This window comes from Rosenbergiella sp. YN46 (assembly GCF_036620675.1).
Classification (GTDB): domain Bacteria; phylum Pseudomonadota; class Gammaproteobacteria; order Enterobacterales; family Enterobacteriaceae; genus Jejubacter.
In genome coordinates this window covers 46,603-71,393 of record NZ_JAZHEE010000012.1, presented here as the reverse complement: position 1 = coordinate 71,393, position 24,791 = coordinate 46,603, and the positions used below count along the sequence as shown (strand labels likewise).

At 55.6% G+C, this 24,791-nt stretch carries 25 protein-coding genes; 9 read left to right on the top strand and 16 right to left on the bottom strand.

Annotated features, from left to right (window positions below):
- Positions 1-240: 240 nt before the first annotated feature.
- Positions 241-597, top strand: coding sequence for an RcnB family protein (locus V3W49_RS11260; protein WP_500145508.1), 357 nt, complete (start codon positions 241-243; stop codon positions 595-597).
- Here V3W49_RS11260 and V3W49_RS11255 read toward each other — a convergent pair.
- From V3W49_RS11255 to apbC, 4 genes are all read right to left on the bottom strand, one after another.
- Positions 559-1,341 carry a LuxR C-terminal-related transcriptional regulator gene (locus V3W49_RS11255; RefSeq protein ID WP_500145506.1) on the bottom strand — a complete coding sequence of 261 codons (783 nt, stop codon included), beginning with the start codon at positions 1,339-1,341 and terminating at the stop codon, positions 559-561. The genes V3W49_RS11260 and V3W49_RS11255 overlap by 39 nt on opposite strands.
- Positions 1,342-1,678: 337 nt before the next feature.
- A complete protein-coding gene (locus tag V3W49_RS11250; protein WP_500145504.1) occupies positions 1,679-2,152 on the bottom strand; it encodes a YqeJ family protein in 474 nt (157 codons plus the stop codon).
- The gene (locus V3W49_RS11245) at positions 2,152-3,030 is read right to left on the bottom strand and encodes a winged helix-turn-helix domain-containing protein (RefSeq protein WP_500145502.1); all 879 of its coding nucleotides are present in this window, start codon (positions 3,028-3,030) and stop codon (positions 2,152-2,154) included. The genes V3W49_RS11250 and V3W49_RS11245 overlap by 1 nt, the downstream gene beginning before the upstream one ends.
- A 374-nt stretch (positions 3,031-3,404) precedes the next feature.
- Positions 3,405-4,514 (bottom strand): iron-sulfur cluster carrier protein ApbC, encoded by a 1,110-nt coding sequence (apbC, locus tag V3W49_RS11240; RefSeq protein ID WP_500145501.1) that lies wholly within the window; start codon positions 4,512-4,514, stop codon positions 3,405-3,407.
- A 204-nt stretch (positions 4,515-4,718) separates the two neighbouring features.
- On the opposite strand from apbC, the gene metG reads away from it, so the two are divergent.
- The gene (gene metG / locus V3W49_RS11235; RefSeq protein ID WP_500145500.1) at positions 4,719-6,752 is read left to right on the top strand and encodes a methionine--tRNA ligase; all 2,034 of its coding nucleotides are present in this window, start codon (positions 4,719-4,721) and stop codon (positions 6,750-6,752) included.
- A 568-nt stretch (positions 6,753-7,320) separates the two neighbouring features.
- Here metG and V3W49_RS11230 read toward each other — a convergent pair.
- Entirely contained in the window at positions 7,321-7,785 is a 465-nt protein-coding gene (locus V3W49_RS11230; RefSeq protein ID WP_500145498.1) for a YehS family protein, read from the bottom strand.
- Between the two features lie 150 nt (positions 7,786-7,935).
- On the opposite strand from V3W49_RS11230, the gene V3W49_RS11225 reads away from it, so the two are divergent.
- Positions 7,936-8,043, top strand: coding sequence for a YohO family small membrane protein (locus V3W49_RS11225; protein ID WP_500145497.1), 108 nt, complete (start codon positions 7,936-7,938; stop codon positions 8,041-8,043).
- On the opposite strand, the gene V3W49_RS11220 is transcribed toward V3W49_RS11225, so the two are convergent.
- The 5 genes from V3W49_RS11220 to bglX all read right to left on the bottom strand — a co-directional run bounded on the left by V3W49_RS11220 (position 8,024) and on the right by bglX (position 14,217).
- On the bottom strand, positions 8,024-8,755 hold the full coding sequence (locus V3W49_RS11220) for an ABC transporter permease (protein ID WP_500145495.1): 732 nt from the start codon (positions 8,753-8,755) through the stop codon (positions 8,024-8,026). The genes V3W49_RS11225 and V3W49_RS11220 overlap by 20 nt on opposite strands.
- A complete protein-coding gene (locus tag V3W49_RS11215) occupies positions 8,752-9,693 on the bottom strand; it encodes an ABC transporter ATP-binding protein (RefSeq protein WP_500145494.1) in 942 nt (313 codons plus the stop codon). Before V3W49_RS11215 ends, V3W49_RS11220 begins: the two co-directional genes overlap by 4 nt.
- Entirely contained in the window at positions 9,686-10,843 is a 1,158-nt protein-coding gene (locus tag V3W49_RS11210) for an ABC transporter permease (RefSeq protein WP_500145492.1), read from the bottom strand. The genes V3W49_RS11215 and V3W49_RS11210 overlap by 8 nt, the downstream gene beginning before the upstream one ends.
- Entirely contained in the window at positions 10,843-11,727 is an 885-nt protein-coding gene (gene osmF, locus V3W49_RS11205; protein ID WP_500145551.1) for a glycine betaine ABC transporter substrate-binding protein OsmF, read from the bottom strand. Before osmF ends, V3W49_RS11210 begins: the two co-directional genes overlap by 1 nt.
- A 192-nt stretch (positions 11,728-11,919) precedes the next feature.
- On the bottom strand, positions 11,920-14,217 hold the full coding sequence (gene bglX, locus V3W49_RS11200) for a beta-glucosidase BglX (RefSeq protein ID WP_500145490.1): 2,298 nt from the start codon (positions 14,215-14,217) through the stop codon (positions 11,920-11,922).
- Positions 14,218-14,405: 188 nt separating this feature from the next.
- On the opposite strand from bglX, the gene dld reads away from it, so the two are divergent.
- The gene (gene dld / locus V3W49_RS11195) at positions 14,406-16,145 is read left to right on the top strand and encodes a D-lactate dehydrogenase (RefSeq protein ID WP_500145488.1); all 1,740 of its coding nucleotides are present in this window, start codon (positions 14,406-14,408) and stop codon (positions 16,143-16,145) included.
- Between the two features lie 86 nt (positions 16,146-16,231).
- Here the strand turns inward: dld and V3W49_RS11190 are convergent, their stop codons facing one another.
- From V3W49_RS11190 to V3W49_RS11175, 4 genes are all read right to left on the bottom strand, one after another.
- Positions 16,232-16,642, bottom strand: a complete 411-nt coding sequence (locus V3W49_RS11190; RefSeq protein WP_500145486.1) for a lysozyme inhibitor LprI family protein — start codon at positions 16,640-16,642, stop codon at positions 16,232-16,234.
- The gene (locus V3W49_RS11185; RefSeq protein WP_500145485.1) at positions 16,639-17,241 is read right to left on the bottom strand and encodes a DUF8812 domain-containing protein; all 603 of its coding nucleotides are present in this window, start codon (positions 17,239-17,241) and stop codon (positions 16,639-16,641) included. Before V3W49_RS11185 ends, V3W49_RS11190 begins: the two co-directional genes overlap by 4 nt.
- Positions 17,242-17,469: 228 nt before the next feature.
- Positions 17,470-18,384 carry a D-alanyl-D-alanine endopeptidase gene (gene pbpG, locus V3W49_RS11180; RefSeq protein WP_500145483.1) on the bottom strand — a complete coding sequence of 305 codons (915 nt, stop codon included), beginning with the start codon at positions 18,382-18,384 and terminating at the stop codon, positions 17,470-17,472.
- A gap of 169 nt (positions 18,385-18,553) precedes the next feature.
- Positions 18,554-19,141 (bottom strand): Yip1 family protein, encoded by a 588-nt coding sequence (locus V3W49_RS11175; protein WP_500145481.1) that lies wholly within the window; start codon positions 19,139-19,141, stop codon positions 18,554-18,556.
- Between the two features lie 162 nt (positions 19,142-19,303).
- Between V3W49_RS11175 and V3W49_RS11170 the strand changes: the two genes are divergently transcribed.
- Together V3W49_RS11170 and V3W49_RS11165 are read left to right on the top strand one after the other, a co-directional pair.
- Positions 19,304-19,888 (top strand): DedA family protein, encoded by a 585-nt coding sequence (locus V3W49_RS11170; RefSeq protein ID WP_500145480.1) that lies wholly within the window; start codon positions 19,304-19,306, stop codon positions 19,886-19,888.
- 21 nt (positions 19,889-19,909) lie between these two features.
- On the top strand, positions 19,910-20,647 hold the full coding sequence (locus V3W49_RS11165) for a class I SAM-dependent methyltransferase (RefSeq protein WP_500145478.1): 738 nt from the start codon (positions 19,910-19,912) through the stop codon (positions 20,645-20,647).
- Here the strand turns inward: V3W49_RS11165 and V3W49_RS11160 are convergent.
- Entirely contained in the window at positions 20,644-21,540 is an 897-nt protein-coding gene (locus V3W49_RS11160) for an MBL fold metallo-hydrolase (protein ID WP_500145476.1), read from the bottom strand. The two genes, V3W49_RS11165 and V3W49_RS11160, sit on opposite strands and share 4 nt — an antisense overlap.
- A 78-nt stretch (positions 21,541-21,618) precedes the next feature.
- On the opposite strand from V3W49_RS11160, the gene V3W49_RS11155 reads away from it, so the two are divergent.
- Positions 21,619-22,551 carry a LysR family transcriptional regulator gene (locus V3W49_RS11155; RefSeq protein ID WP_500145474.1) on the top strand — a complete coding sequence of 311 codons (933 nt, stop codon included), beginning with the start codon at positions 21,619-21,621 and terminating at the stop codon, positions 22,549-22,551.
- Here V3W49_RS11155 and dusC read toward each other — a convergent pair.
- Complete coding sequence (dusC, locus tag V3W49_RS11150; RefSeq protein ID WP_500145473.1) at positions 22,511-23,470, bottom strand: tRNA dihydrouridine(16) synthase DusC; 960 nt, start codon at positions 23,468-23,470, stop codon at positions 22,511-22,513. The genes V3W49_RS11155 and dusC overlap by 41 nt on opposite strands.
- A 201-nt stretch (positions 23,471-23,671) precedes the next feature.
- Here dusC and V3W49_RS11145 point away from each other — a divergent pair, with 201 nt between their 5' ends.
- Both V3W49_RS11145 and V3W49_RS11140 read left to right on the top strand, forming a co-directional pair.
- Complete coding sequence (locus tag V3W49_RS11145; RefSeq protein WP_500145472.1) at positions 23,672-24,073, top strand: CidA/LrgA family protein; 402 nt, start codon at positions 23,672-23,674, stop codon at positions 24,071-24,073.
- Positions 24,070-24,765, top strand: coding sequence for a CidB/LrgB family autolysis modulator (locus tag V3W49_RS11140; protein ID WP_500145471.1), 696 nt, complete (start codon positions 24,070-24,072; stop codon positions 24,763-24,765). The genes V3W49_RS11145 and V3W49_RS11140 overlap by 4 nt, the downstream gene beginning before the upstream one ends.
- The last annotated feature ends 26 nt before the right edge of the window (positions 24,766-24,791 follow it).

The window sequence follows — 24,791 nt, the reverse complement described above, 5'->3', positions numbered from 1 at the left end:
GCAGCGCATCGCGTTCGTCTTCACTAAAACGTCACACTTTTTCAGCACAGTGAAACATTTACTGCCAGAATGACAATGCTAAACACATAATCAGGCTTGCCGCCTCCGCGCCCACAGGGGATGATCGCAGAATACCGGGGGTCGCGGCTACTGTTTACCGTTATCGCATTGCGGGCATTCAGTCGTCAGGCGTATAAAAAGGACCAATCCCGCTTTTGCCCATTTTTATCCGGAGTGATTATGGCTAAATCCAGAATTCTCATGCTATCGATGCTGCTGTCACTGGGGAGCGCCCTGCCGATGGCCTCGCTTCACGCCCAACAGCCCGCAGACGCGGCAAACACGGCGACAGAAAAACCGGAATCCCACGAAATCAAGCAGTTCACCGCCGACTTTCAGCGTTTCGAAATCGGCGATATGGTTCCGGAAACCTATCGCGGCAAAACCTATGAGATAGCCCAGTGGCGGCAGCGCAATCTTCCAGCGCCGCAGCCCGACAGCCACTGGACCTACATGGGCGGCAATTATGTGCTGATTTCCAATACCACCGGTAAGATCTTAAAGGCGGAATCTGGCGACATTTTTTATAGTCGCTAAGCTCCCTCTTATCGCCGGCAGCGCTTCGATAATCGGCAGGCCTTCCTCTTCATGCCAGCGTGGAATGTGCATTGATACTGGCAGAGTGGTCTGCTGAGGTTTCGCGGCGGGTTCATCGCGTTCGACGAGCATGGTCAGATATTTATACATCAGCGCGTCATTCCAGTTATCCATACCAAAGCGACGAGCGACCTTTTTCTTATGGGCGCTGACCGTTTTGCTGGAAATGGCCAGACGCCTGGCTATCTCTTTAGTGTCTACGCCACTCAACAGCATTTCCAGCACTTCCATTTCCCGATTTGAGATAACCCCCTGAGGTAAATCCTGGACTTTATTCAGACGAAACAGAATGTCATAAAAACCATGACGGCTGTGTTTTTTAGAGGCAAACAGCAGTCCATTACAGATGAAATAGTTATATTCCAGTGGTTGGTCAACCAGAAATGCTGACTTCAATTCCCGCTTGCGGGTTTCATTGATGGCTTGTTCCAGTAGCGTTAAATCATCGAGTATAAAGATGAACTTATCGTTAGAATCGCCTGTATGCTGGCAACTATCAATAACAGTATTTAGGTCATCCTGATCATTTACATGGTAAGGAGACATGTTTATTGCGCGAAACCCGGCTATTTTCTCACTACCGATAAGATAATAGATATCATTAGAGATAATATTTATATTCATCATGCTGCATCCTATGCAATATCCTGGATAGACTTCCAGTTTCGGAAGATTAATTTCCATACCAATCCCTAAGATAAATCCCATACCAATCTTTTATAGCCAGATAGATAATTATTATCAGGAACGCTTTCGTTCGGAGGCATGTTCAGTTATTCCAGATATTCATACAAGATAAATCCTATTATCATGATGAGATAAGATTTATAAGATTTCCCTATAGATAAAATTACATATAAGCCATTGATTTAAATTGAATTTACAAAAGTTATCATGTTCTTATTTTTGAGCAATCTTATCTAAAGAGATTAAAAATAAGCCAAAAAAAAGAACAAAAAATCGCCCTCCTTCTGGAATCGGAGCTTATCTCGTTTCCAGAAGGGGGGCCGCAGAAACAGATTTAATCGCAAAGAATTGCCGGAAAACCAGAGACCAGAATCATCATGCTGTTTTCCCCGGCCCAGGTACGCCGCAAATTTAACAGATGCCCTTTTTCGACAAAAAAATCAGGAAGTATCCCGGCCAGCGCATCTGCCGAAACGCTCTCATTAGAAGCTGGAATGATCTTCTCGCTTTGCAGCTGTTTCCCCTCATCCCGATCCAATTCACTGAAGTGAATATAGCGGTTGATCGCCGTTTCCCTGTGCTGTGGATCCTCCATATATCCGGACAGCGCGGCGACGCCATCACCACGGCCAAGGTGAAAACTAAGCAGGGAGTACAGTGTGTATCCTTCATTTCTTATCACCACCCGGGCGCTACAGACAAAGGTATTATTTCTGCGTGAAGGTGATTGATAGAAATAGAGGATTGCCACAATAGCCAGACAAAAAAAAGCAGCGGCGCTAATCACGATTTTATGTTTTTTCTTCATTACAGTGAGTCTTTTAGCGTTGAGCGATTAGGATAATACCAGGAAAGGCAATGCGCCTGACGGCTGGCCGTGGTCAGGCTGTTGCTACAGGCAACGGCGGAAATCTTACGGGAAGTCGTATAAGCCGTGACATAAATCGCCTCCTGCTCATTACACAATTCCGGGTGGTCGGCACTAAACTGTCGGTGGCGCTCAAAGCTGGAGGCATCGCTGTTATATAGCCAGGTGCAGATCCCGGCACCCGGGGCATCTTTCGCTACCTCATAACCCCTAAAAAAATTACGATTACTGGAGGGAAAGAACTGCCATACTGCGACCAGAGCCACCAACAGGAGCACAGCCACAGCCAGACACGACGCTACGGATAAATGCAGCGTAATACCTGACGTTATTGGTGGTTTTATCTCACTGAAGGGGGCTTCGATGCTCTGTAGTACCGGCTGTAACTCGCCATTATCTACCGTTTCGTCCTGGGCAATGCTGGCCTTCACAACGGCGAGCGCCTCGCTACCGCTCTGCCGGGCCACCTCCGGGGACTCATCCCCCGTATATTGTTCCAGTTTAATGCCGCCCATAATGAATCCTTTACGCGGCAGGGTACGAATCATCTCCTGACTCAACCCCACCTGAGCCAGCGAACGTCGTAAAATAAGTAACACCTGATACAGAGAATTATACTGTACCGTCTTATGCTGAACGTCCCAGACAAACTCAATCAGTTCATCATGACTAATTAGCTTCTCATAACGCTCACAAAAGCATAACAAACATTTAGCTGAAATATTTGTCAGAACGACTTTTTCACCGCTTTCATCATTAAACAGAGTACGTTCCCGGGGCAGGAACCGTACATTGTTTAGTAAATAATAGTTACTCATGGAATTATTCTTCGTATTAGCGTTTATGGACTGATATTCGCTCCAGGCCTACTCTGCGCAGCAGCTTCTGGCGTTGCACATATTCATTAAACCGATTTTGGGAATAATCTAATAAATAGTATTTTTAATACACCTTTTGAGGTAATTCAAACAAATTTACGCCAGGATGAGAAAAATGACGGTAATTATCGTGTTTTCTTATTCTTTTGATCATTTTAATTACATAATCAAAAAAAATAATCCACAAAATAGCAAGATTTATCTCAATGCCCCACAGAACTGCCGGACAAAGCGTCAAGAATTGTATAGATAAAACGTCAAGATTTGTATAGAGAATAGCAGGTCACCCGACCAGATAACCTGCTATATATCAATCAGAGGGCGCGGAAGCCGATTTCACCAGGGATAACTTCGCCCTGCCAGTATAGCTGGGCCGCCACTTTTCCGGCGAGCTGGCGGTAAAGGTGGGTAAATTCACTGTCAGGACGGCTGACTACCGTCGGTTCACCGCGATCGAGATCCTCACGCAGCGAAATATGCAGCGGCATCTGCCCCAGAAGCGTGGTGTTATAGCTTTCAGCCAGTTTCTGCGCACCGCCGGTGCCGAAGATAGGCTCGTGATGTCCGCAGTTGCTGCAAATGTGGACGCTCATATTTTCGACGATACCCAGCACCGGTACTTCCACCTTCTCGAACATCACGATGCCTTTCTTCGCATCGATAAGCGCAATATCCTGCGGCGTGGTGACCACCAGCGCGCCAGTGACCGGGATATTTTGCGCCAGCGTCAGCTGAATATCGCCGGTGCCCGGGGGCATATCCAGCACCAGGTAATCAAGCTCCGGCCACAATGTCTCCTGCAGCAGCTGCATCAACGCCTTGCTGGCCATCGGGCCGCGCCAGACCATGGCATTATCGTCCGTGACCAGATACCCGATAGAGTTGGTCGCCAGACCGTGGGACATGACTGGCGCCATATGAGTGCCATCCGGTGACGTTGGGCGCTCATGCTCGCTGCCAAGCATGGTGGGAACCGAAGGGCCGTAGATATCGGCATCCAGAATCCCGACCTTCGCCCCTTCCGCCGCCAGCGCCAGCGCCAGGTTTACCGCCGTAGAGGATTTTCCTACCCCTCCCTTACCGGAGCTAACGGCAATAATATTCTTCACGCCATTAATACCCGCCTGATTTTTCACCCGTTTCAGGGTAGCGATGCCGTAACTCAGCTTCCAGTCAATGGCCTGAGCGCCAGTCAGCCGCAGCAGTTCCGGACTGCACTGAGCCTTCAGCGCCTCGAAGCCGCTGTTCCAGGCAAAAGGCATTTGCAGTTCGATATGGACGGTATCGTCAAGCCACGCCACGTGGCGCAGTGCCTTCAGGGCAGTGAGATTATGCTTTAACGTTGGATGTTGAAAATTAGCCAGCGTTCCGGCGACCATGGCGCGCAGGGCTTCCGGAGAACCGGCCGGGGATTGCGAATTCATCCCGACTCCTTTTGTAGGTAGTGGTTGTCGTCTGCGGACATTCACAGACTGTATGCGTCAATTATACATATGGCGCGCCCGGGATTGACAGCCCGAAGCCTCGCAAGCCGCTAGCGGAAATAATTTAGCCCGCCATCGCTTTTGACTCGAATTCCCTTCTGGTACTATCAATCCCCCTTTTACAACGAAAGATTTATTGTCACTATGGCCCAAGTCGCAAAGAAAATACTGGTAACCTGCGCCCTGCCGTACGCCAACGGCTCCATCCACCTCGGTCACATGCTGGAGCACATCCAGGCTGATGTCTGGGTACGGTACCAGCGAATGCGCGGCCATGAGGTCAACTTTATCTGCGCCGACGATGCTCACGGCACGCCTATCATGCTGAAAGCGCAGCAGCTCGGCGTGACGCCGGAACAGATGATCGACGAGATGAGCCAGGAGCATCAGACCGACTTCGCCGGATTCAATATCAGCTATGACAACTATCACTCCACCCATAGTGAAGAGAATCGCGAGCTGTCGTCGCTTATCTATAAGCGACTGAAAGAGAACGGTTTTATTAAAAACCGTACCATCTCCCAGCTCTACGATCCGGAAAAAGGTATGTTCCTGCCGGATCGTTTCGTGAAAGGCACCTGCCCGAAATGTAAAGCGGCGGATCAATATGGCGATAACTGCGAAGTGTGCGGCGCCACTTACAGCCCCACTGAATTGATCGAACCAAAATCGGTGGTTTCCGGCGCCACGCCGGTGCTGCGCGAATCCGAACACTTTTTCTTCGATCTGCCGGCCTTTAGCGAAATGCTGCAGGCCTGGACCCGTTCCGGTGCACTGCAGGAGCAGGTCGCCAATAAGATGCAGGAGTGGTTCGAGTCCGGCCTGCAGCAGTGGGATATCTCCCGCGATGCGCCCTACTTCGGTTTTGAAATTCCAGGGGCGCCGGGCAAATATTTCTACGTCTGGCTGGACGCGCCCATCGGTTATATGGGGTCGTTTAAGAACCTGTGCGGCAAACGCAGCGATCTGAACTTCGACGACTGGTGGAAAAAAGATTCCGACGCCGAGCTCTATCACTTTATCGGTAAAGACATCGTCTATTTCCACAGCCTGTTCTGGCCGGCGATGCTGGAAGGCAGCGGTTTCCGCAAGCCAAACAACCTGTTTGTTCACGGCTACGTGACGGTCAACGGTGCCAAGATGTCCAAGTCACGCGGCACCTTTATTAAGGCCAGCACCTGGCTGAAGCATTTCGATGCTGACAGCCTGCGCTACTACTACAGCGCTAAACTGTCGCCGCGTATCGACGATATCGATCTCAGCCTGGAAGACTTCGTTCAGCGGGTCAACAGCGACATCGTCAATAAGGTCGTTAACCTGGCGTCCCGTAATGCGGGCTTTATCGCCAAACGCTTCGGCGGCGAACTGTCGGCTGAACTGGACTCTCCCGAGCTGTATCAGAGCTTCGTCGAGTCCGCCCGAAGCATCGGCGAGGCATGGGAAAAACGCGAATTCAGCCGCGCGGTGCGCGAAATTATGGCGCTGGCGGATCAGGCCAACCGTTACGTTGACGAAAAAGCGCCGTGGGTGGTGGCGAAGCAGGAAGGCCGCGACGCCGAGCTGCAACGCATCTGCTCTATGGGGATCAACCTTTTCCGGGTGCTGATGACCTGGCTGAAGCCGGTTCTTCCGGGCCTTTCCGCCCGCGCAGAGGCTTTCCTGAATGTTGAACTGACATGGGACGGCATTGCACAGCCGCTGCTCAGCCATAAGGTTAATCCGTTCAAGGCGCTGTATAGCCGCATTGATATGAAGCAGGTCGACGCCCTGATCGAAGAGTCGAAAGAAGAGGTGAAGGCAAGCGCCGCGAAGCCGGTTAGCGGCCCGCTGGCGGACGCCCCGATTCAGGAAACCATCACCTTTGACGACTTCGCCAAAGTGGACATGCGTATCGCCCTTATCGAAAACGCCGAGTTTGTTGAAGGCTCCGATAAACTGCTGCGACTGACCCTGGATATCGGCGGCGAGAAGCGCAATATTTTCTCTGGCATCCGTTCCGCCTATCCGGATCCCCAGGCGCTGATTGGTCGCATGACCATTATGGTCGCCAACCTGGCGCCGCGCAAAATGCGCTTCGGCGTATCGGAAGGCATGGTGATGGCCGCCGGCCCCGGGGGAAAGGATATCTTCCTGTTAAGCCCGGATAACGGCGCTAAGCCTGGTCAGCAGGTGAAGTGATCCCCCTCACCCCAGCCCTCTCCCCAAAAGGGAGAGGGAGAAAACCAGCACCTTCCTGACCCCTTATCCCCTTTTAGTACAAGCCAGCTCCCCGGAACGCACACCCCAAAGGGGGAGAGGGTGAAAGCCAGCACCTTCCTGACCCCTTATCCCCTTTTAGTACAAACCAGCTCCCCGGAACGCACACCCCAAAGGGGGAGAGGGAGAAAGCCAGCACCTTCCTGACCCCTTATCCCCTCTTAGTACAAGCCAGCTCCCCGGAACGCCAACCCCAAAGGGGAGAGGGAGAAAGCCAGCACCTTCCTGACTCCTTATCCCCTCTTAGTACAAGCCAGCTCCCCGGAACGCACACTCCAAAGGGGAGAGGGAAAAAGCCCGCACCTTCCTGACCCCTTATCCCCTTTTAGTACAAACCAGCTCCCCGGAACGCACACACCAAAAGGGAGAGGGAGAAAACCAGCACCTTCCTGACCCCTTATCCCCTTTTAGTACAAACCAGCTCCCCGGAACGCCCAGTCCCCTCTCCCCTTTAGGGGGAGAGGGTTAGGGTGAGGGGGAAGTGGAAGAACTACGCCTTATGCAAACGAGCTGCCAGCCCGCGCAGAAAATAGCGCAGCATCTGATCCCCGCATTCACGGTAGTTTTTATTACCCGGCGCACGCATAAACGCGGTGATCTCCGGCAGTGAAACCCGGAATTTCTGTTCGGTCAGAATGGCGAGGATATCGTCGGTTTTCAGGGCGAAGGCGATACGCAGCTTTTTCAGCACGATATTGTTGTTAATGCGGCGCTCCACCGCCAGCGGAGGAGCGCTTTCGATCTTTCCGCGCCGATCGTAAATCAGACCATTAAGAAAGGCCGACAGAACGATATCCGGGCAGCGGACAAAACCTTCATCGTCTTCTTTCTTCAGCCATGGCGCCAGCTGTTGAGCGCTGACTTCGGTATCCGCCAGCGCCAGGATGCGCAACAGATCGGTGTTACTGTTTTTCAGGATGTAGCGCAGGCTACGAAGAACGTCATTACTTAGCATAAAGCCTTCAGAATACAAAAACGCGGGGCGGCAGTGTATCACCGATGCGGGCGATTAACTTACTGCCCCTTCCGTTTATCAGGCACGTAATGCTGTGTTAACCCGGTCGTTTCAGGTTACAATCCGTCTGTTAACATTAAGAGGTAACGGATGAAACCAGGAAAAATCGTCATTATTGGCGCCATGGTCGTGCTGGCTCTGGGTGGCATCAGCGGCGTAATGCTGGCAGGCTACTCCATCATTCTGCATGGCGGCTGAGCCGACGCAGACACAGCCCGAACGCGCGATCGATAACTATCGCCATTAGCGCCACCAGTAACGCTCCCTGCAACACATACGCCGTATTAAAGGCGCTCAGGCCGATAATCACAGGCGTACCCAGACTGTTGACCCCGACCGTCGAAGCCAGGGCCGCCGTTCCTATATTGATCACTGTCGACGTTCGCACGCCAGCCAGAATCACCGGCGCCGCCAGCGGCAGCTCCACCTGCCATAATCGCCGCCATGGCCCCATCCCCACGCCGCTGGCCACCTGTTTGACTTCGGTGGGTACCACCGCCAGCCCGGCGAGCGTTCCCTGGAGCACCGGCAACAGCCCGTACAGCGCCAGCGCAATAAGCGCCGGCAGCGCGCCAAATCCCATCACCGGCACCGCCACCGCCAGTACCGCCACTGGCGGAAAAGTCTGCCCTACGGCGGCAATAGTCTCCACCACAGGACGAAACTCCTGGCCGCCAGGACGGCTTACCGCCAGCCCCAGTCCCAGCCCGACGGCCACGGCGACCAGTTCAGACACCGCCACCAGCGTCAGATGCGCCAGGGCCAGAGAGGCAAAACTCTGCTGGCGCCACAGCGGGTTAGCCAGATCCGGAAACAGCCAGCGAAACAGCGGTTCGCTGTACGGCAGCCCGTAGAGCAGCACGCCAGACAGCAGCAGCAGCCAGAAAATGGGTTCGCGCAGCCACCTCATAGCGTCGGCTCCTGCGCCGCCAGATCGCAAAAATGCAGCACGCCAAGTCGCTCGCCGTCCGCCGACTGTACCGGCAATCGCTGGCAGCCCAGCTCGATAAACCTTGAGAGCGCCTCGCGCAGCGTCATTTGTTCATCAACGGGCTCCATTTCTTCCAGCCACTCGCCGGGGCGCAGCCATTGCGCCACGGTACGCCGCGCCAGCAGGCGCACCCCCAGTTCGCTGCCGCCGAAGAAATCGCGCACAAAAGGCGTAGCCGGATGGCTCAACAGTTCAGCGGGCGTCCCCTGCTGTATCACCTTCCCCTGATCCATCACCACCAGCCTGTCCGCCAGCAGCAGTGCCTCGTCCACATCGTGAGTCACCAGCACAAAAGTTCGCCCCTGTAACTGATGGATGCGTCGTACCTCCTGCTGCAGCGCGCTACGGGTCACGGGATCCAGGGCGCCAAAAGGCTCGTCCATCAGCAGCACTTCCGGATCGGCCGCCAGCGCTCTGGCAACCCCTACCCGCTGTTGCTGACCACCGGAAAGCTGGTGCGGATAACTGTTGCGAAACCGGCCATCCTCAAGGCCCAGCAACGCCAGCAGTTCGTCGATTCGCGCCTCAATTCTGGCGCGATCCCAGCCCAGAAGGGCGGGAACCGTGGCGATATTACGGGCCACGGTCCAGTGGGGAAACAGCCCCACCGACTGGATGGCGTAGCCAATACGCCGCCGCAGGCTTTTTACCTCGATGCTGCGCACATCCTGGCCGCCGAACAGCAGGGTACCGCTATCGTGCGGCTCCAGTCGGTTGATCATCTTCAGCGTGGTCGACTTCCCGGAACCGGAACTGCCCAACAGCACGGTAAAGGCGCCTTCCGGGCAGCGCAGGTTGAGGTCGCTGACCGCCGCCACGCCGTCGTAATATTTACTGACGCCGTTAAACTCAATCATCGGTTGTGGCCTTTAGTCTGGAAATAATCAGGTTAAATATCCCGTCCACCAGTACCGCCATAGCGATCACCGGGATCACGCCCAGCAGCACCAGGTCCAGCGCGCTACTGAGCAGCCCCTGGAACACCAGGGCGCCAAAGCCCCCGGCGCCGATAAGCGCGGCGATGGTGCCCATACCCACCGTCTGAACCGCCACCAGACGCATACCGCGCAGCAGTACTGTAAGCGCCAGGGGCACCTCCACCTGCCAGAAAATTCGCGCGCCGGACATCCCCATTCCACGGGCGCTTTCCATCACCTGGCGCGGCGTCTGATCCAACCCGGCCACCACACTGCGCGTCAGCGGCAGCAGCGCATAGAGCACCAGGGCAATCAGCGCCGGCGCCAGGCCGGTGCCGGAAACACCCAACTCGCCCAGCCAGGGCCAGGCGCGGGAAAGTCCCGCCAGCGGCGCTATCAGCAGGCCGAATAAGGCGACGGAAGGAATGGTCTGGATAATATTGAGCAGGGTGAATACCGGGCCGCGTAATCCGGGCCGACGCCGACACCACAGCCCCAGCGGCACGCCAATAAGTAGCGCCGGAATCAGAGTACCGATAACCAGCAGCAGATGGCGCCAGAAAGCGTCATGGAACACCGCCCGCCGGTTGGCGTACTCTTTAAGCAGCGAGAGTTCATCAAAGCGACCGGCCGCCAGCATCAGCAGCGGTAACAGCCAGATTTGCGCCTGCAGCAGCCAGCGCAGCACCGGGCGCCGGGTCAGGCGACGCGTGGCGTCATGACACAGTAGCAAACACAGGGCGAGCAACAGCCAGAACCCGCCGCCTGGCGACGTTCGGGCGATAGCGCTCCCCTGTCCCGCCAGTTCGTCAGCGCTACGGCCAAGCTGCAGCAGCAGCAGCAAAAACAGCACTTCTCCCCACAGCAGCGTCAGCCCCAGAACGCGGGGGCGCTGGGCAATGAAAGGCAACACCAAAAGCCCCCCCAGCCCGGGTAGCAGCCACAGAGCGGGCCCGCCCGGCAGCGCGAACAGCGTGAGCGGCTCACCGGAAACCAGCCGATTAGGGGCATAGCTGGCAAAAGGTAGCGCCAGCGCCAGGAGCATCAGGACGCATAACAGCAGCGTGACGCGGTTATAACAGCGCAGCATCAGCCCTGAGCGCCCACCAGCCCTTTATCGCGCAGCCACTGAGCGGCGACCTGTTTTGCATCGACGCCTTCTACAGCGATCTTCGCATTCAGTTGCTGGAGCGTTTTCTCATCCAGCGCGCGGAATACCGGATCCAGCCACTGCGCCATCTGCGGATATGCCTTAATCACCGCTTCGCGCACTACCGGCGCCGGAGCGTAGACCGGCTGAACCCGCTGCGGGTCGCTCAGGGTTTTCAGACCCAGCGCGGCAACCGGGCCGTCGGTGCCGTAAGCCATGGCGCCGTTAACGCCGGAAGTCTGCTGCGCCGCCGCCCGCAGGGTCACCGCGGTATCCCCCCCGGCCAGTGACAGCAGCTGATCGGGTTTAAGCTTGAATCCATAGGCTTTCTCAAAGGCTGGCAACGCATCCTGACGCTCGATAAATTCCGCCGAGGCCGCCAGCTTAAATTCGCCGCCCTCTTTCAGATAGCGGCTGAGATCCGCCATAGAATTCAGCTTGTTGTCGTTGGCCAGATCCTGGCGTACCGCGATAGTCCAGCCGTTATTGGCCGAAGCCGGCGTCAGCCAGACCAGCTGGTTTTTTTGCGCATCAAGGGTTTTGACTTTCTGATAGCCCCTGGCGGGATCTTTCCACACCGGATCGTTTTGATCTTTAAAGAACAGCGCGCCATTGCCGGTGTATTCCGGATAGATATCCAGCTCGCCGGCGGTAATAGCGCCGCGCACTACCGGGGTGGTTCCCAACTGGAGTTTATTCACGGTTTTCACGCCGTGGCTTTCCAGCACCTGCAGGATAATATTGCCTAACAGCGAACCTTCGGTATCGATTTTGGAGCCCACCGTCACCGGCTGCGCCGCGCCGACCGAAGCCGCGCTCAACATCAATCCCAGCGCCACTGTCCATCCCTGCCATTTCCCCATTTTCATCCCGTTCCTCTCACTTTTTGTTATTGGTGATATCAAAGCATGGACGAAAAACGCCGAATGTGACCAGCGGAGCCCATACAATTGCGGTTCCGTCACGATTCGATCGCGTAAAAAAACAGCGGGGCCGCTATTTTCGGCCCCGTGATATCATTTTAGTTCAAATTCCGCCTGCCTGACCCGGGCGGAGTCCTGGCCGATGTAAACCCGGAACTTACCCGGCTCGGCGTCGTATTTCATCTGCGCGTTCCAGAATTTCAGCGCATTGACATCGATGGGGAAACTCACGCTCTGGCTTTCGCCAGGCTTCAGATTCACTTTTTTGAATGCCTTGAGCTCTTTTACCGGACGGCTCATAGAGCCGGTGACATCCTGCAAATACATCTGTACCGCCGTGGCCCCTTCCCGTTTGCCGGTATTGCTGACCGTAACCCTGGCGGTAACTTTGCCGTCGCGGGTCATGGTCGGTGCCGACAGCGTCACGTCCGACAGCGAAAAGGTGGTGTAGCTCAGACCAAAGCCGAACGGGAACAGCGCGCCGTTCGCTTCATCGAAGTAGCGCGAAGTGTATTTGTTCGGGTGTTCCGGGTTATAGGGACGTCCGGTATTCAGATGGTTGTAGTAAACCGGAATCTGTCCCACCGAGCGCGGAAAAGACATCGGCAGCTTACCGGAAGGATTGTAGTCGCCAAACAGCACATCGGCGATGGCGTTGCCCCCTTCAGTGCCAGCGAACCAGGTCTCCAGCATGGCATCCGCCTGCTGATTTTCCCGCACCAGCGAAAGCGGGCGACCGTTCATCAGCACCAGCACCAGCGGCTTGCCCGTGGCCTTCATCGCGTCAATCAGGCGGCGCTGGCTTTGGGGAATACCGATGCTGGTACGGCTGGAGGCTTCATGAGCCATCCCCTGGGATTCCCCCACCACGGCCACCACCACATCGGCCTGCTTCGCGGCGGCTACCGCTTCATCGATCATCTGCTGCGGCGAACGCTTATCTTCCGGAACCGCTTTTTCATACAGGTTAAGGAAGTCGACAACACCTTTGTTATCGGTAATGTTGGCCCCTTTGGCATAGAGGATCTTCGCCTTATCGCCAACCACATTCTTCATGCCCTGTAGTACGGTCACCGACTGCTCTTTTACCCCGGCCGCCGACCAGCTCCCCATAATGTCGCGCTGACTGTCCGCCAGCGGCCCCACTACTGCGATGGTGCCAGACTTTTTAAGCGGCAGCGTCTCCAGGCGGTTCTTCAGCAGCACCAGGCTTTCACGAGCGACGGCACGCGCCTCTTCACGGTGCAGGCGGCTTTCGTCGTTGGTGTTTTTCGGATCTGACTCTTTGGGGCCCAGATGATTATAAGGGTCGTTAAACAGCCCCATATCGTATTTCACGTTCAGCACGTGGCGAGTCGCGTCGTCCAGAGTTTCCATAGTGACTTCGCCGCTCTTCACCAGCTCCGGCAAATATTTGCTGTAATACTCGTCGCTCATGCTCATATCGACGCCGGCATTGAGCGCCACCCGTACCGCGTCCCGCGGATCGCCGGCAACGCCGTGGTTAATCAGCTCCTTAATGGCACCATGATCGGAAATCGTAATCCCCTTAAAGCCCCACTCTTTACGCAGCACCTCTTTCAGCAGCCAGCTATTAGAGGTGGCGGGCGTGCCGTTGATGGAGTTAAGCGCCACCATCACCCCACCGCTACCGGCATCCAGACCGGCCTTATAGGGTGGCAGATAGTTATTGAACAGACGCTGGGGGCTCATATCCACGGTGTTGTACTCTTTACCGCCTTCAACTGCGCCGTAGGCGGCATAATGCTTAACGCTGGTCATCACCGAATAGCGATCCGCCGGGCTTTTGCCCTGCATCGCCTCGACCATAGCGCGCCCCATGACGGAAGTCAGGTAAGTGTCTTCACCAAAGCCTTCAGATACTCGTCCCCAGCGCGGATCGCGCGAAACATCAACCATAGGTGCCCAGGTCATATTCAGACCGTCGTCCGCCGCTTCATATGCCGATACTCGCCCCACGGTTTTGACCGTATCCAGATTAAAGGTGGACGCCAGGCCCAGGCTGATAGGGAAAATAGTACGTTGGCCGTGGAGCACATCGAAGGCGAAGAACAGCGGAATTTTCAGGCGGCTGAGGGACATCACCTGATCCTGCATGGCGCGGATATCCTGACGCGTCACCGTATTAAAAATCGCCCCGACCTGGCCCTCTTTTATCATCTCACGGATGGCCTCCTTCGGGTTATCCGGCCCCACGCTGATAAGTCTCAGCTGGCCAATCTTCTCGTCGGTGGTCATCTTCTTTAGCAGGGAACTGACAAACGCGTCCCGCGCCTGTGGCGTCATAGGGTGATTACCGATTACATCGTCGGCCAGCGCCGGCTGAAGCGCCAGCCCTACGGCAACGCCTACAGAACAAAGCCATTTCATCTCATACACTCTCTTGTCTCGATATTCAGCGGCAGGAGCTGGCAGCCGCCTCGTCCTGATATAAACAGCAGTTTGCCACAAGCGAAACCGCGTAAGAAATGTTATAGGCTGATATTTCGATGTTTTCTCTGTGAACCTTATATTCTGCGCGCTATGATTAGTTATCTACCGGCCACAAGGAGTGGAGCATGTCACCTACAGCGACCCATAACAGCGCTGAGCTCATCAATGAATTGACCCGTCTGGTGGGTCATTCCCATATTCTGACCGAACCTGCTAAAACCGCCCGCTACCGGCGGGGCTTCCGCTCCGGTGAAGGCGACGCGCTGGCAGTGGTTTTTCCAGGCAGCCTGCTGGAACTGTGGCGGGTACTGAAAGCCTGTGTGAACGCCGACGCCATCATTCTGATGCAGGCTGCCAATACCGGTCTGACCGAAGGTTCGACCCCCAGTGGCAGCGACTACGATCGCGAGATTGTGATTATCAGCACGCTGCGTCTGGATAAGCTTCAGTTGCTGGAGAACGGCGAACAGGTACTGGCCTTTCCGGGCACCACGCTCTACACCCTGGAAAAGGCCCTGAAGCCGCTGGGCCGCGAGCCGCATTCGGTAATAGGCTCTTCGTGCATTGGCGCATCGGTCATCGGCGGCATCTGCAATAACTCCGGCGGCTCGCTGGTGCAGCGCGGCCCGGCCTATACCGAAATGGCGCTGTTTGCCCGCATTGATGAACAGGGCAATCTGAACCTGGTTAACCATCTGGGCATTGAGTTGGGCGAAACGCCAGAGCAGATTCTTGGCCGCCTGGACGACGAACGGGTTCGTCCAGAAGATGTCCGCCACGACCAGCGCCAGGCTTCCGATCACGGCTACAGTGAGCGGGTGCGCGACGTCGAAGCCGATACCCCTTCCCGCTATAACGCCAATCCCGAAAAACTGTTCGAAGCCTCCGGCTGCGCCGGTAAGCTGGCGGTTTTCGCTGTACGGCTGGACACCTTCCCGGCGGAAAAACAGCAGGAAGTGTTCTATATTGGCACCAACCAGCCGGAAGTGCTGACCGAAATCCGTCGCCATATTCTGGCGAACTTTAAGCATCTGCCGGTGGCGGGTGAGTACATGCACCGCGATATCTACGATATTGCGGAAATCTACGGCAAAGACACCTTCCTGATGATCGATAAGCTGGGCACCGACAAAATGCCCTTCTTCTTCACACTGAAGGGGCGAACCGATGCGCTGCTGGAACGCGTGCCTTTTGTGAAGCCTCACTTTACCGACCGCTTTATGCAGAAACTGGGCGCCCTGTTTCCGGCTCACCTGCCGCCGCGCATGAAGAGCTGGCGCGACAAATACGAGCATCACCTGCTGCTGAAGATGGCAGGCGACGGCATTCACGAGGCCAGGGAGTGGCTATCTCAGTACTTCCGTGAAGCGCAAGGCGATTTCTTTGCCTGCACCGCTGAAGAGGGGGCCAAAGCCTTCCTGCACCGCTTTGCCGCCGCCGGCGCTGCCATACGCTACCACGCGGTACATACCGATGAAGTCGAGGATATCGTGGCGCTGGATATCGCCCTGAAACGTAACGATCGCGACTGGTTCGAACAATTACCGCCGGAGATCGACAGTCAGCTGGTGCATAAGCTCTATTACGGTCACTTTATGTGTCACGTTTTCCACCAGGACTATATCGTGAAGAAAGGAAGGGATCCCCACGCGGTCAAAGAGCAGATGCTGGCTCTGCTGCGCGAGCGCGGCGCCCAATATCCGGCAGAGCATAACGTCGGCCACCTGTATGAAGCGCCGGAAAGCCTGCGCACCTTCTATAAGGCCAACGATCCCACCAACAGCATGAATCCCGGTATCGGCAAGACCAGTAAACTCAAGCACTGGGGCGAGTGCGGGTGTGGGCAGGAGCACAACACTCAATAGCGAGCAGACTCGTTTTCTGTATCTCATCGCCTGGCAGTGAAGTAGCCAGTGTCAGGTGATAAAGTCAGCTAAGGCGTAATGAAATATTAATATATTTTACTCTTATAATATTTTATCCTGCTGTCATAGCGTATTGTCAGGCATATATTATAAGCGGCGTTATAGCCATAAGAATCCTTTTCATAGACAGATGCCTCAGCTAAACATTCATTTTTCATGTAGATATCCCAGCTTTTTCTGGCTTTATTAGCCAGGCTGGCGATAAGAGATTTATTATAGGGCCTTTCCTGTGACGGATTAATATATTGCAAATATTTCTTAAATGCGTCCTGGTATTCTTTTTCCTTTTGTTCAGTTGTATCCATCATGCAACCAATAACCTCAGGAGAATAAGGTATATTCATACAGTATGGATAAGAGGTAACATCATTAGCGTACCCCCCATCAGCGTAAGCGACAGAGATCAGAAAAAAAAGAGAAAGTGTAAGTGGTTTCATTTTTTACTTCCTTGTATATAAGAAACCCTCCCTCTGGCCCGTTCGGCCGAAGACAAATCAGCGTTTGTTTTTATTAAATCAATAACATTCTGCTTTTCATTTTTGCCAAAAACTGGCACCATCTCCATAGTCAAAACCCCCTGATATTTCATATCAACAAAGACATCTTTAAGCGTTGAGTCTAATTTCTCCCAGCTGACGGAAGTTGTCTTTTTATATTTATTATAAAAACGTATGGAATCTACTATATACTTTTGATACGTCAACTCAAACAGTCGTAACTGCTGAAGCTCAGTAATTTCACCAATATATTCTCTTTCTCGTTTAACGAAATCTCTGGCACTGCAGTGGCTTTTTTTCGCTGCCTCAGCGATTTTTTCTGCCTGCTCAGAAGGAACACCGGCAAGAGTCAGGTCGTGGACAATTTCACGGCGGGAACGATGTTTGAGATCGTAACCTCGCCCTATCGTCACGCCAGAACCATAAGTATGACACCGGAATGAAATCCCCGGCCAGTGAATTTTTCTGGAATAATAGGGGCTTCCAGGAATATTATTTCCTTCAGCACGGTAAGTTAACCCGCCCTCTTTGGGTTCCATGTCTCACATCCTCCATTTCCATGTCTCTGGGACAATTCAGTCTTTATTATTCTATTAACCGCTTTTTATACCTCCGGCAAGCCTTTTCCCACACAATTTCCAGTCACCTAACGGTAAGCCATCGTCGAACACTAAAGAATAGCTATATTCTGGTTCAGGGGCAGTTTACCCCGCCCCATATTTTCAGAAATTCGCTCGCTAACCCCAAATACGAGTTCCTGTAAAAAATTAATTTTCGGCAACCTGGCCCGCGCGTTCTTTTTTATATGCCAGCGCGGCGGCGGGCACCGGTTTTACCTCGCCGGTTTCAAGCCAGGTGCGCAGACGGCTGGCATCGGCGAAGTGAGTGTACTTACCAAAGGCGTCCATCAGCACCATAGCTACATGGCGGCCATTGATAGTGGTGCGCATTACCAGACAGTGGCCCGCGGCATTAGTAAAGCCGGTTTTGGTCAGCTGGATATTCCAGCCGCTGCGGCGCACCAGATGGTTGGTATTACGGAACGGCAGGCTGTATGCCGGGTGGCTAAAGGTGGCGGTATCCTCTACCGTGGTGCTCAGGCTGCCCAGCAGCGGATAGCGCTGGCTGGCAATCAGTAGTTTGCTCAGATCGCGAGCGGTAGAGACATTGCTTTCGGAAAGCCCGGTCGGCTCCACAAAATGGGTATGGGTCATGCCAAGGGCTTTCGCTTTCGCATTCATGGCCTGAATAAAGGCATCATAGCCACCGGGATAGTGATGCGCCAGGCTCGCGGCGGCGCGGTTTTCCGACGCCATCAGCGCCAGCAGCAGCATATCGTGACGGCTGATCTGACTGCCTAATCTCACCCGGGAATAGACCCCTTTCATCTCCGGCGTATGGCTGATGTCCACTGACAGCTTTTCGTTAAGCGGCTGTTTTGCATCCAGCACCACCATCGCGGTCATCAGCTTAGAAACCGAAGCGATAGGCCGCACCACATCCGGATGGCTGGACCAGACGATTTTATTGGTCGCCAGATCCACAATCATGGCGCTGCCGGAGGCAATCTGCGGCGTAGAGGCATAAGGAGCGGCGGTACTGGTCGCAGCAACGGAAGAAGGCGCAAAAGGAACGGCTAGCATCAGCGCGAGGCTGAACAGGGAAAGACGGAGTTTCGGCATGATCGGCTTCAAATTGTCCACGGGAAAATAACATTACCCGCCGCCGTCAGCCTCGAATACGCGACGGCGCGCGGAAACGGCATCATACTCCGCCCCCGACAGCCGTCGCCAGCCTGTAATCGTCACTAAATGCTGCGCCGCGCACGAAATCGCCGTGACGCTGCGGTTTTCAGAATAATCTATATCCATAGCCCCACAGCACCACCGTCAGGGCCAGCAGCACTTCCAGCACCAGTACGCCAATAGCCAGGGTCGAGCTGGAAAAACTCAGCCCTTCATCGCGAGTGATGTTCAGGAAGGTGGGGATACCCACATACAGCAGATAGCCGGTGTAGCACAGCGCAAGGGTACCGACCAGCACGCAGAGCCAGACCAGCGGATAGAGCGCCACAATACCGCTCAGAAACAGCGGCGTCGCCACATACCCGGCAAACACCATACAGCGCGCCAGAGACGGACGCTGCGGATAGTTACGCGCCATCCACCAGATAACCCGCCCCATGACCGCTACCCCGGCCAGCATCAGGGCGTAAAACAGTACGGCAAGCCCAATTCCGGTGCTCAACGACAGCTGAACATAGTTGCCAGCGCCAAAGTTCCAGCCTATCTGCGTGGTGCCGATAAAGGCGCAAATGACCGGAATCGCCGCCATGATCAGCACGTGGTGCAAATAATGGTGCGATACCGTTTCGTTTTCACGCTTAATGGTCTGCATTTCACGATCGGGATGGGAAAACAGCCCCCAGACATGGTTCATAACAACCTCCCTCATCTCATGATGCCGCGCTACCGCGTCTGGTTAAGTATAGATGATTTTATGAGCAGCCAGCGTCGCAGAGGGCGTCCGTTGAAGCTACAGACGCCCTGTGGGTGTATGCTTAAAGGTAAAACACGCGACAGAGTAAGGTTTTATCAGCCAATGGATATTAATAGCTTAATCAGCCACTACGGCTATGTTGCGCTGGTTGTTGGCAGCCTGGCGGAAGGCGAAACCGTCACTCTGCTCGGCGGTGTGGCCGCACATCAGGGACTGCTGAAGTTTCCGCTGGTGGTGGCCGCTGTCGCGCTCGGCGGGATGATCGGCGATCAGCTTCTCTACCTGGTGGGGCGCCGCTTCGGCAACGGCCTGCTAAAGCGCTTTCCACGCCATAAAAAACAGATTGCCCGGGCGCGTAACCTGATTAATCATCGCCCCTGGCTGTTCGTCATCGGTACCCGCTTTATGTACGGATTCCGGATTATCGGCCCAATCCTGATTGGCGCCAGTCACCTGCCGCCGCGCATTTTTCTGCCGCTCAATATCCTGGGAGCGATTGTCTGGGCCAGCCTGTTCAGCGCGTTGGGATATCTGGGCGGCGAGATGATAGCCCCGTGGCTGCACCAGTTCGACCAGCATATCAAGCATCTGATCTGGCTGGCGCTGGTGATAGCCCTGGTGTGGCTGGCGCGTCTTTGGCTGAAGCGGCGCAATGCCCGCCGAAGTGAGGATAACAACGCGGGTTAACGCCCCATCCATGGAGTTTTTATGACCCAGAATATCTATGACGATCCGCAATTTTTTGCGGGTTATGCCACCCTTGACCGCTCCACCCGCGGTCTGGAAGGCGCTCCGGAGTGGCCTGCTCTGCGCGCCCTGCTGCCGGAGTTAACCGGAAAGCGCGTTGCCGACCTTGGCTGCGGCTACGGCTGGTTCTGCCGCTACGCCCGGGATGCCGGCGCCGTTAGGGTCACCGGTTTCGATGTCTCGCATAAAATGCTGGAACGGGCCGCAGCTATGACGCCGGAAAAGAATATCGCATGGCAGCATGCCGATCTCGAAACGCTGACGCTCCCGGAACTTTCGCTGGATCTGGTCTGGAGTTCCCTGACCCTGCACTATCTGCGGAACATTCCGGCGCTGTTCGCCACCGTTTATCAGGCGCTGGTCCCCGGCGGTATGCTGATCTTTTCTGCCGAACATCCGATCTACACCGCACCGCTGGCGCCGGGCTGGTGCAGCGATACCGAAGGGCGCCGCAGCTGGCCGGTTAACCATTACCAGCAGGAAGGCGAACGGGTCAACCACTGGTTTAATGCTGATGTCAGAAAGCAGCATCGTAAACTCGCCACCTGGATAAACCTGGTACTGGCAAGCGGCCTTGAGCTGATTCATCTTGATGAATGGGGCCCAACGGCTGAGCAAATCACCGCCGCGCCCCAGCTTGCCGAAGAAGCCGATCGCCCGATGTTTTTCCTGCTGGCGGCTCGCCGTCCTCACAATTAAAGCGGCTGCCACTGAAAGGCGCTGCCCTGATGCACCACGTGGCCTAACCCCGGAAAAGCGATATGGGGCGCGGCCACCAGGTCTCCTTCATCGGCAACCTGTTCCAGTATCCGCTTGCGGGTCTTCACCGCCTGGCGGCTATCCACATCAAAGCGAATCGCGGCATCCGGCAGCGCGAACTGTACGGCGGCGGCGTGGATAATATCCCCCCACAGCACCAGCGTTTTGCCGCCACGGGTCACCCGGTACATCACGCTGCCAGGCGTATGTCCTGGCGCCGCCACGGCCTCGATACCGTCAACGAGCCGCGCTGGTGCCGTAAAGGTACGCAATTTTCCGGCCGCCTGTACCGGCGCAAGTGAAAGGCGTGACTCCTCAAAGGTATGGCGCTCCGCCTCAGTCACCAGGTCGCCGTGAGTCGGATCCAGCCAGAAATCGACATCTTTTTTATCAACCCATACCGTGGCGTTCGGGAACTGCAACTGTCCGTCGCGCTGCAGGCCGCCTGAATGGTCGGCGTGAATGTGAGTCAGCAAAATGGTATTAATGCTCTGCGGCGCGATGCCAGCGGCCCGCAGATTATCCGCCAGTCGGCCGCTGTCCGGCCCCATCAGCGGCCCGGCTCCGGTATCCACCAGGATGCGCTGCTTTCCGGTATCGATCACAAAAGCGTTAATCGCGGTCGGGGTGGGAGAAGCCTCCCCCGCCGCCGCCAGGCGCTGTCGCAGGCTGGCGGGGCTGATATTCTTCATCAATTTTTCCAGCGGCACCTGAGCGCTGCCATCAGAGACCGCAGTCACCCGCCAGTCCCCCAGCTCAAGGGAGCGGGCAGTCTCTGCCGCCTGAGCGACGGCGGAGACTGTCAGTAACATCAGCACAACCAGCGTTTTCATCTTATTCTCCAGCTTGTGAACAAATCTTGCTGAAGTATGGATGAACCGATATCATCACTCCAATTGATTGGAGAAATAATGACTATCAAAGAAAATGATTTCCGAAGAATCGATCTCAATCTTCTGATCGCCTTTGCGGTGCTGTTCCGCGAACAGAGTGTGTCACTGGCGGCAGAAAAGCTGCACCTGGGCCAGCCTGCGGTCAGCGGCTCTCTGGCACGTTTGCGGGAAATGTTCGCCGACCCGCTGTTTATCCGCAGCGGCCACCGGATGCTGCCGACCGCCCGCGCTATTGAGCTGCACGACGAACTGATGCCGCTGCTGGAACAGCTACAATCGGCGCTGTTCCAGCGCCCGGAGTTCGATCCGGCCCGGGCCAGCGCGACCATTACTCTCGGTATGACGGACTGGGTGGAAATGTGGCTGATGCCGCAGATCCTGCCGCTGCTTTTCGAAACGGCGCCGGGAATTCGCCTGAATGTGGTGACAGGCACCCCCTTCAGCGATCCGCAACGGCTGGAAACGGGGGAGCTGGATATGGCGATTAGCGTGGCCGCTGGCGGCCCGCGCTGGCTGGAACGCGAGGTGCTGACCGCCATGGACTTTACCACCTTATGGCATCCACAGCAGCTCACGCTGGATACGCCGCTAACCCTGGCGCAGTACGTCGAACATCCGCATCTGCTGGTGAGCTACCGTGAAGCCGCCAGCAGCCAGATCGATACCCTGCTCGGTAAGCAGAACCTGCAACGGCATATCTGCTATACCACGCCGCATTTCGCCGCCATGCCGGGAGTGCTGGCAACCCTGCCCGCCCTGGCGACGGTGCCCGCCGGCCTGGCCGAAACGTGGCAGCGCAGCGCCGGGCTGCGCTGTAGCCCGCCGCCGCTGGCGATCGCGCCGTTCGAACTGTCGCTGCTATGGCATCAGCGTCACAGCAGCGATCCGGCACTAATGTGGCTTAGAGGGTTTATTCAATCCCGACTTGCTGCGGAAGCTGCCAGCCGTTAATAACCTCGGATACCGCCCGGGAGGTCTGACAAGGGCGCACCGCGCTGAACAATTCTCCCGCTTCGGGGTAAGCCTTGCGCAAATAGCCCAGCCACTGCTTAATGCGCGCCAGATGGTACAGGCCGGTATCGCCCTGTTTTTCCAGCCGGGTGTACTTACGCAGCAGTTGAACCACCTCCGGCCATGGCATTGGCGCCGCGTTCTCTTTCACCACCCGGCTCAGGTTGGGCACGTTAAGGGCACCGCGACCGATCATCACCGCATCGCAGCCGGTCGCTTTCATGCAAGCCTGTGCGCTTTTCCAGTCCCAGATCTCGCCATTGGCGATAACCGGAATCGACAGACGGCGGCGGATTTCGCCAATGGCCGGCCAGTCGATACGTTCCGCCCGATAGCCGTCTTCTTTAGTACGTCCGTGTACTACCAGCTCACTGGCACCAGCCTGCTGTACGGCGTCGGCGATTTCGAATCGCTGCTCGCTACTGCCCCAGCCCAGCCGCACCTTAACAGTTACCGGCAGATGGGCTGGCACGGCTTCGCGCATCGCCTTCGCCCCCTGGTAAATTAGTTCCGGATCGCGCAGCAGCGTGGCGCCGCCTCCGCTGCCGTTCACCACCTTCGACGGGCAACCGCAGTTAAGATCCACGCCCCAGGAGCCCAGCTCCACGGCCCGGGCGGCGTTTTCCGCCAGCCACTGGGGATACTGTCCCAGTAGCTGAATACGCACCGGGGTACCGCTGGGGGTACGGCTCTGGTGTTCCAGCTCCGGGCAGATACGCAGAAAAGACTTTACCGGCAGCAGCTTATCCACCACCCGCAAAAATTCGGTGATGCACAAATCGTAGTCGTTCACTTCGCTGAGGAGCTCGCGCACCAGCGCATCAAGCACTCCTTCCATCGGCGCCAGTAATACCCGCATAAATCCGCCCGTTGAATAAAGAGGCGCTATGCTAGCGTTTCTGTCATGGCGAATAAAGTCTCTCTGGCCGCAGAGCGTAACCTTGCGTTTCGCCGTCAGGCAGGCCAGGAATAAAAGGTATTCCTGGAATTCATGTTGCTACCTGTATCACAGAATTGGATTTAATTGTATGATGAATGCGTTTCACTAAGGGTTAACGCCATGCATAAGACTTTAAAGATCGTCTGGCACTACCTGCGGGCCTTTCTGCTGATTTACGCCTGCTTATATGCCGGTATCGCCATCGCCGCCCTGCTGCCTGTCACTATTCCCGGTAGCATTATCGGTATGCTGATTCTGTTTCTGCTGCTGTCACTGCAAATTCTGCCGGCCCAGTGGGTTAAACCGGGCTGCCATCTGCTGATTCGCTATATGGCGCTGCTGTTTGTGCCTATCGGCGTTGGGGTAATGCAGTATTTCGATCTGCTACGCGCCCAGTTCGGACCTATCGTGGTCTCCTGCGTGGTCAGCACTCTGCTGGTGCTGGTGGTGGTGAGCTGGAGCTCCCATCTGATTCACGGCGAGCGCAAAGTTATCGGACAAAAAGAGGCAAATAAAAAATGATCCACGATATCTGGTGGTCGCTTCCCATGACGCTGGTGGTCTTCTTCACGGCACGCAGACTGGGGAGCTGGCTGAAAACGCCGCTGCTCAATCCGTTACTGGTTTCAATGGTGGTCATTATTCCACTACTGTTGCTGAGCGGCACGCCTTACGCCCACTACTTCCGGGGCAGCAAAGTGCTAAACGATCTGCTGCAACCGGCGGTAGTCGCGCTGGCCTTCCCGCTCTATGAGCAATTGCACCAGATTCGCGCCCGATGGAAGTCGATTATCAGCATCTGCTTTATCGGTAGCCTGGTGGCGATGTTTACCGGCACCGCCGTGGCCCTGCTAATGGGCGCTACTCCGCAGATAGCGGCGTCGATACTGCCGAAGTCAGTCACCACACCTATCGCCATGGCAGTCGGCGGCAGTATTGGCGGCATTCCGGCAATTAGCGCAGTGTGCGTAATTTTCGTCGGCATTCTGGGAGCGGTATTTGGTCATACCCTGCTTAACAGTATGCGCATCAGTACCAAAGCTTCGCGCGGTCTGGCGATGGGTACCGCCTCGCATGCGCTGGGCACCGCCCGCTGCGCAGAACTCGATTATCAGGAAGGCGCTTTTGGCTCCCTGGCGCTGGTTATCTGCGGTATCTTCACCTCGCTGCTGGCCCCTTTTATGTTCCCGATAATCATGGCGCTAATGGGCTAGGCTAAACTGTGCGCTGCTTTACTCTG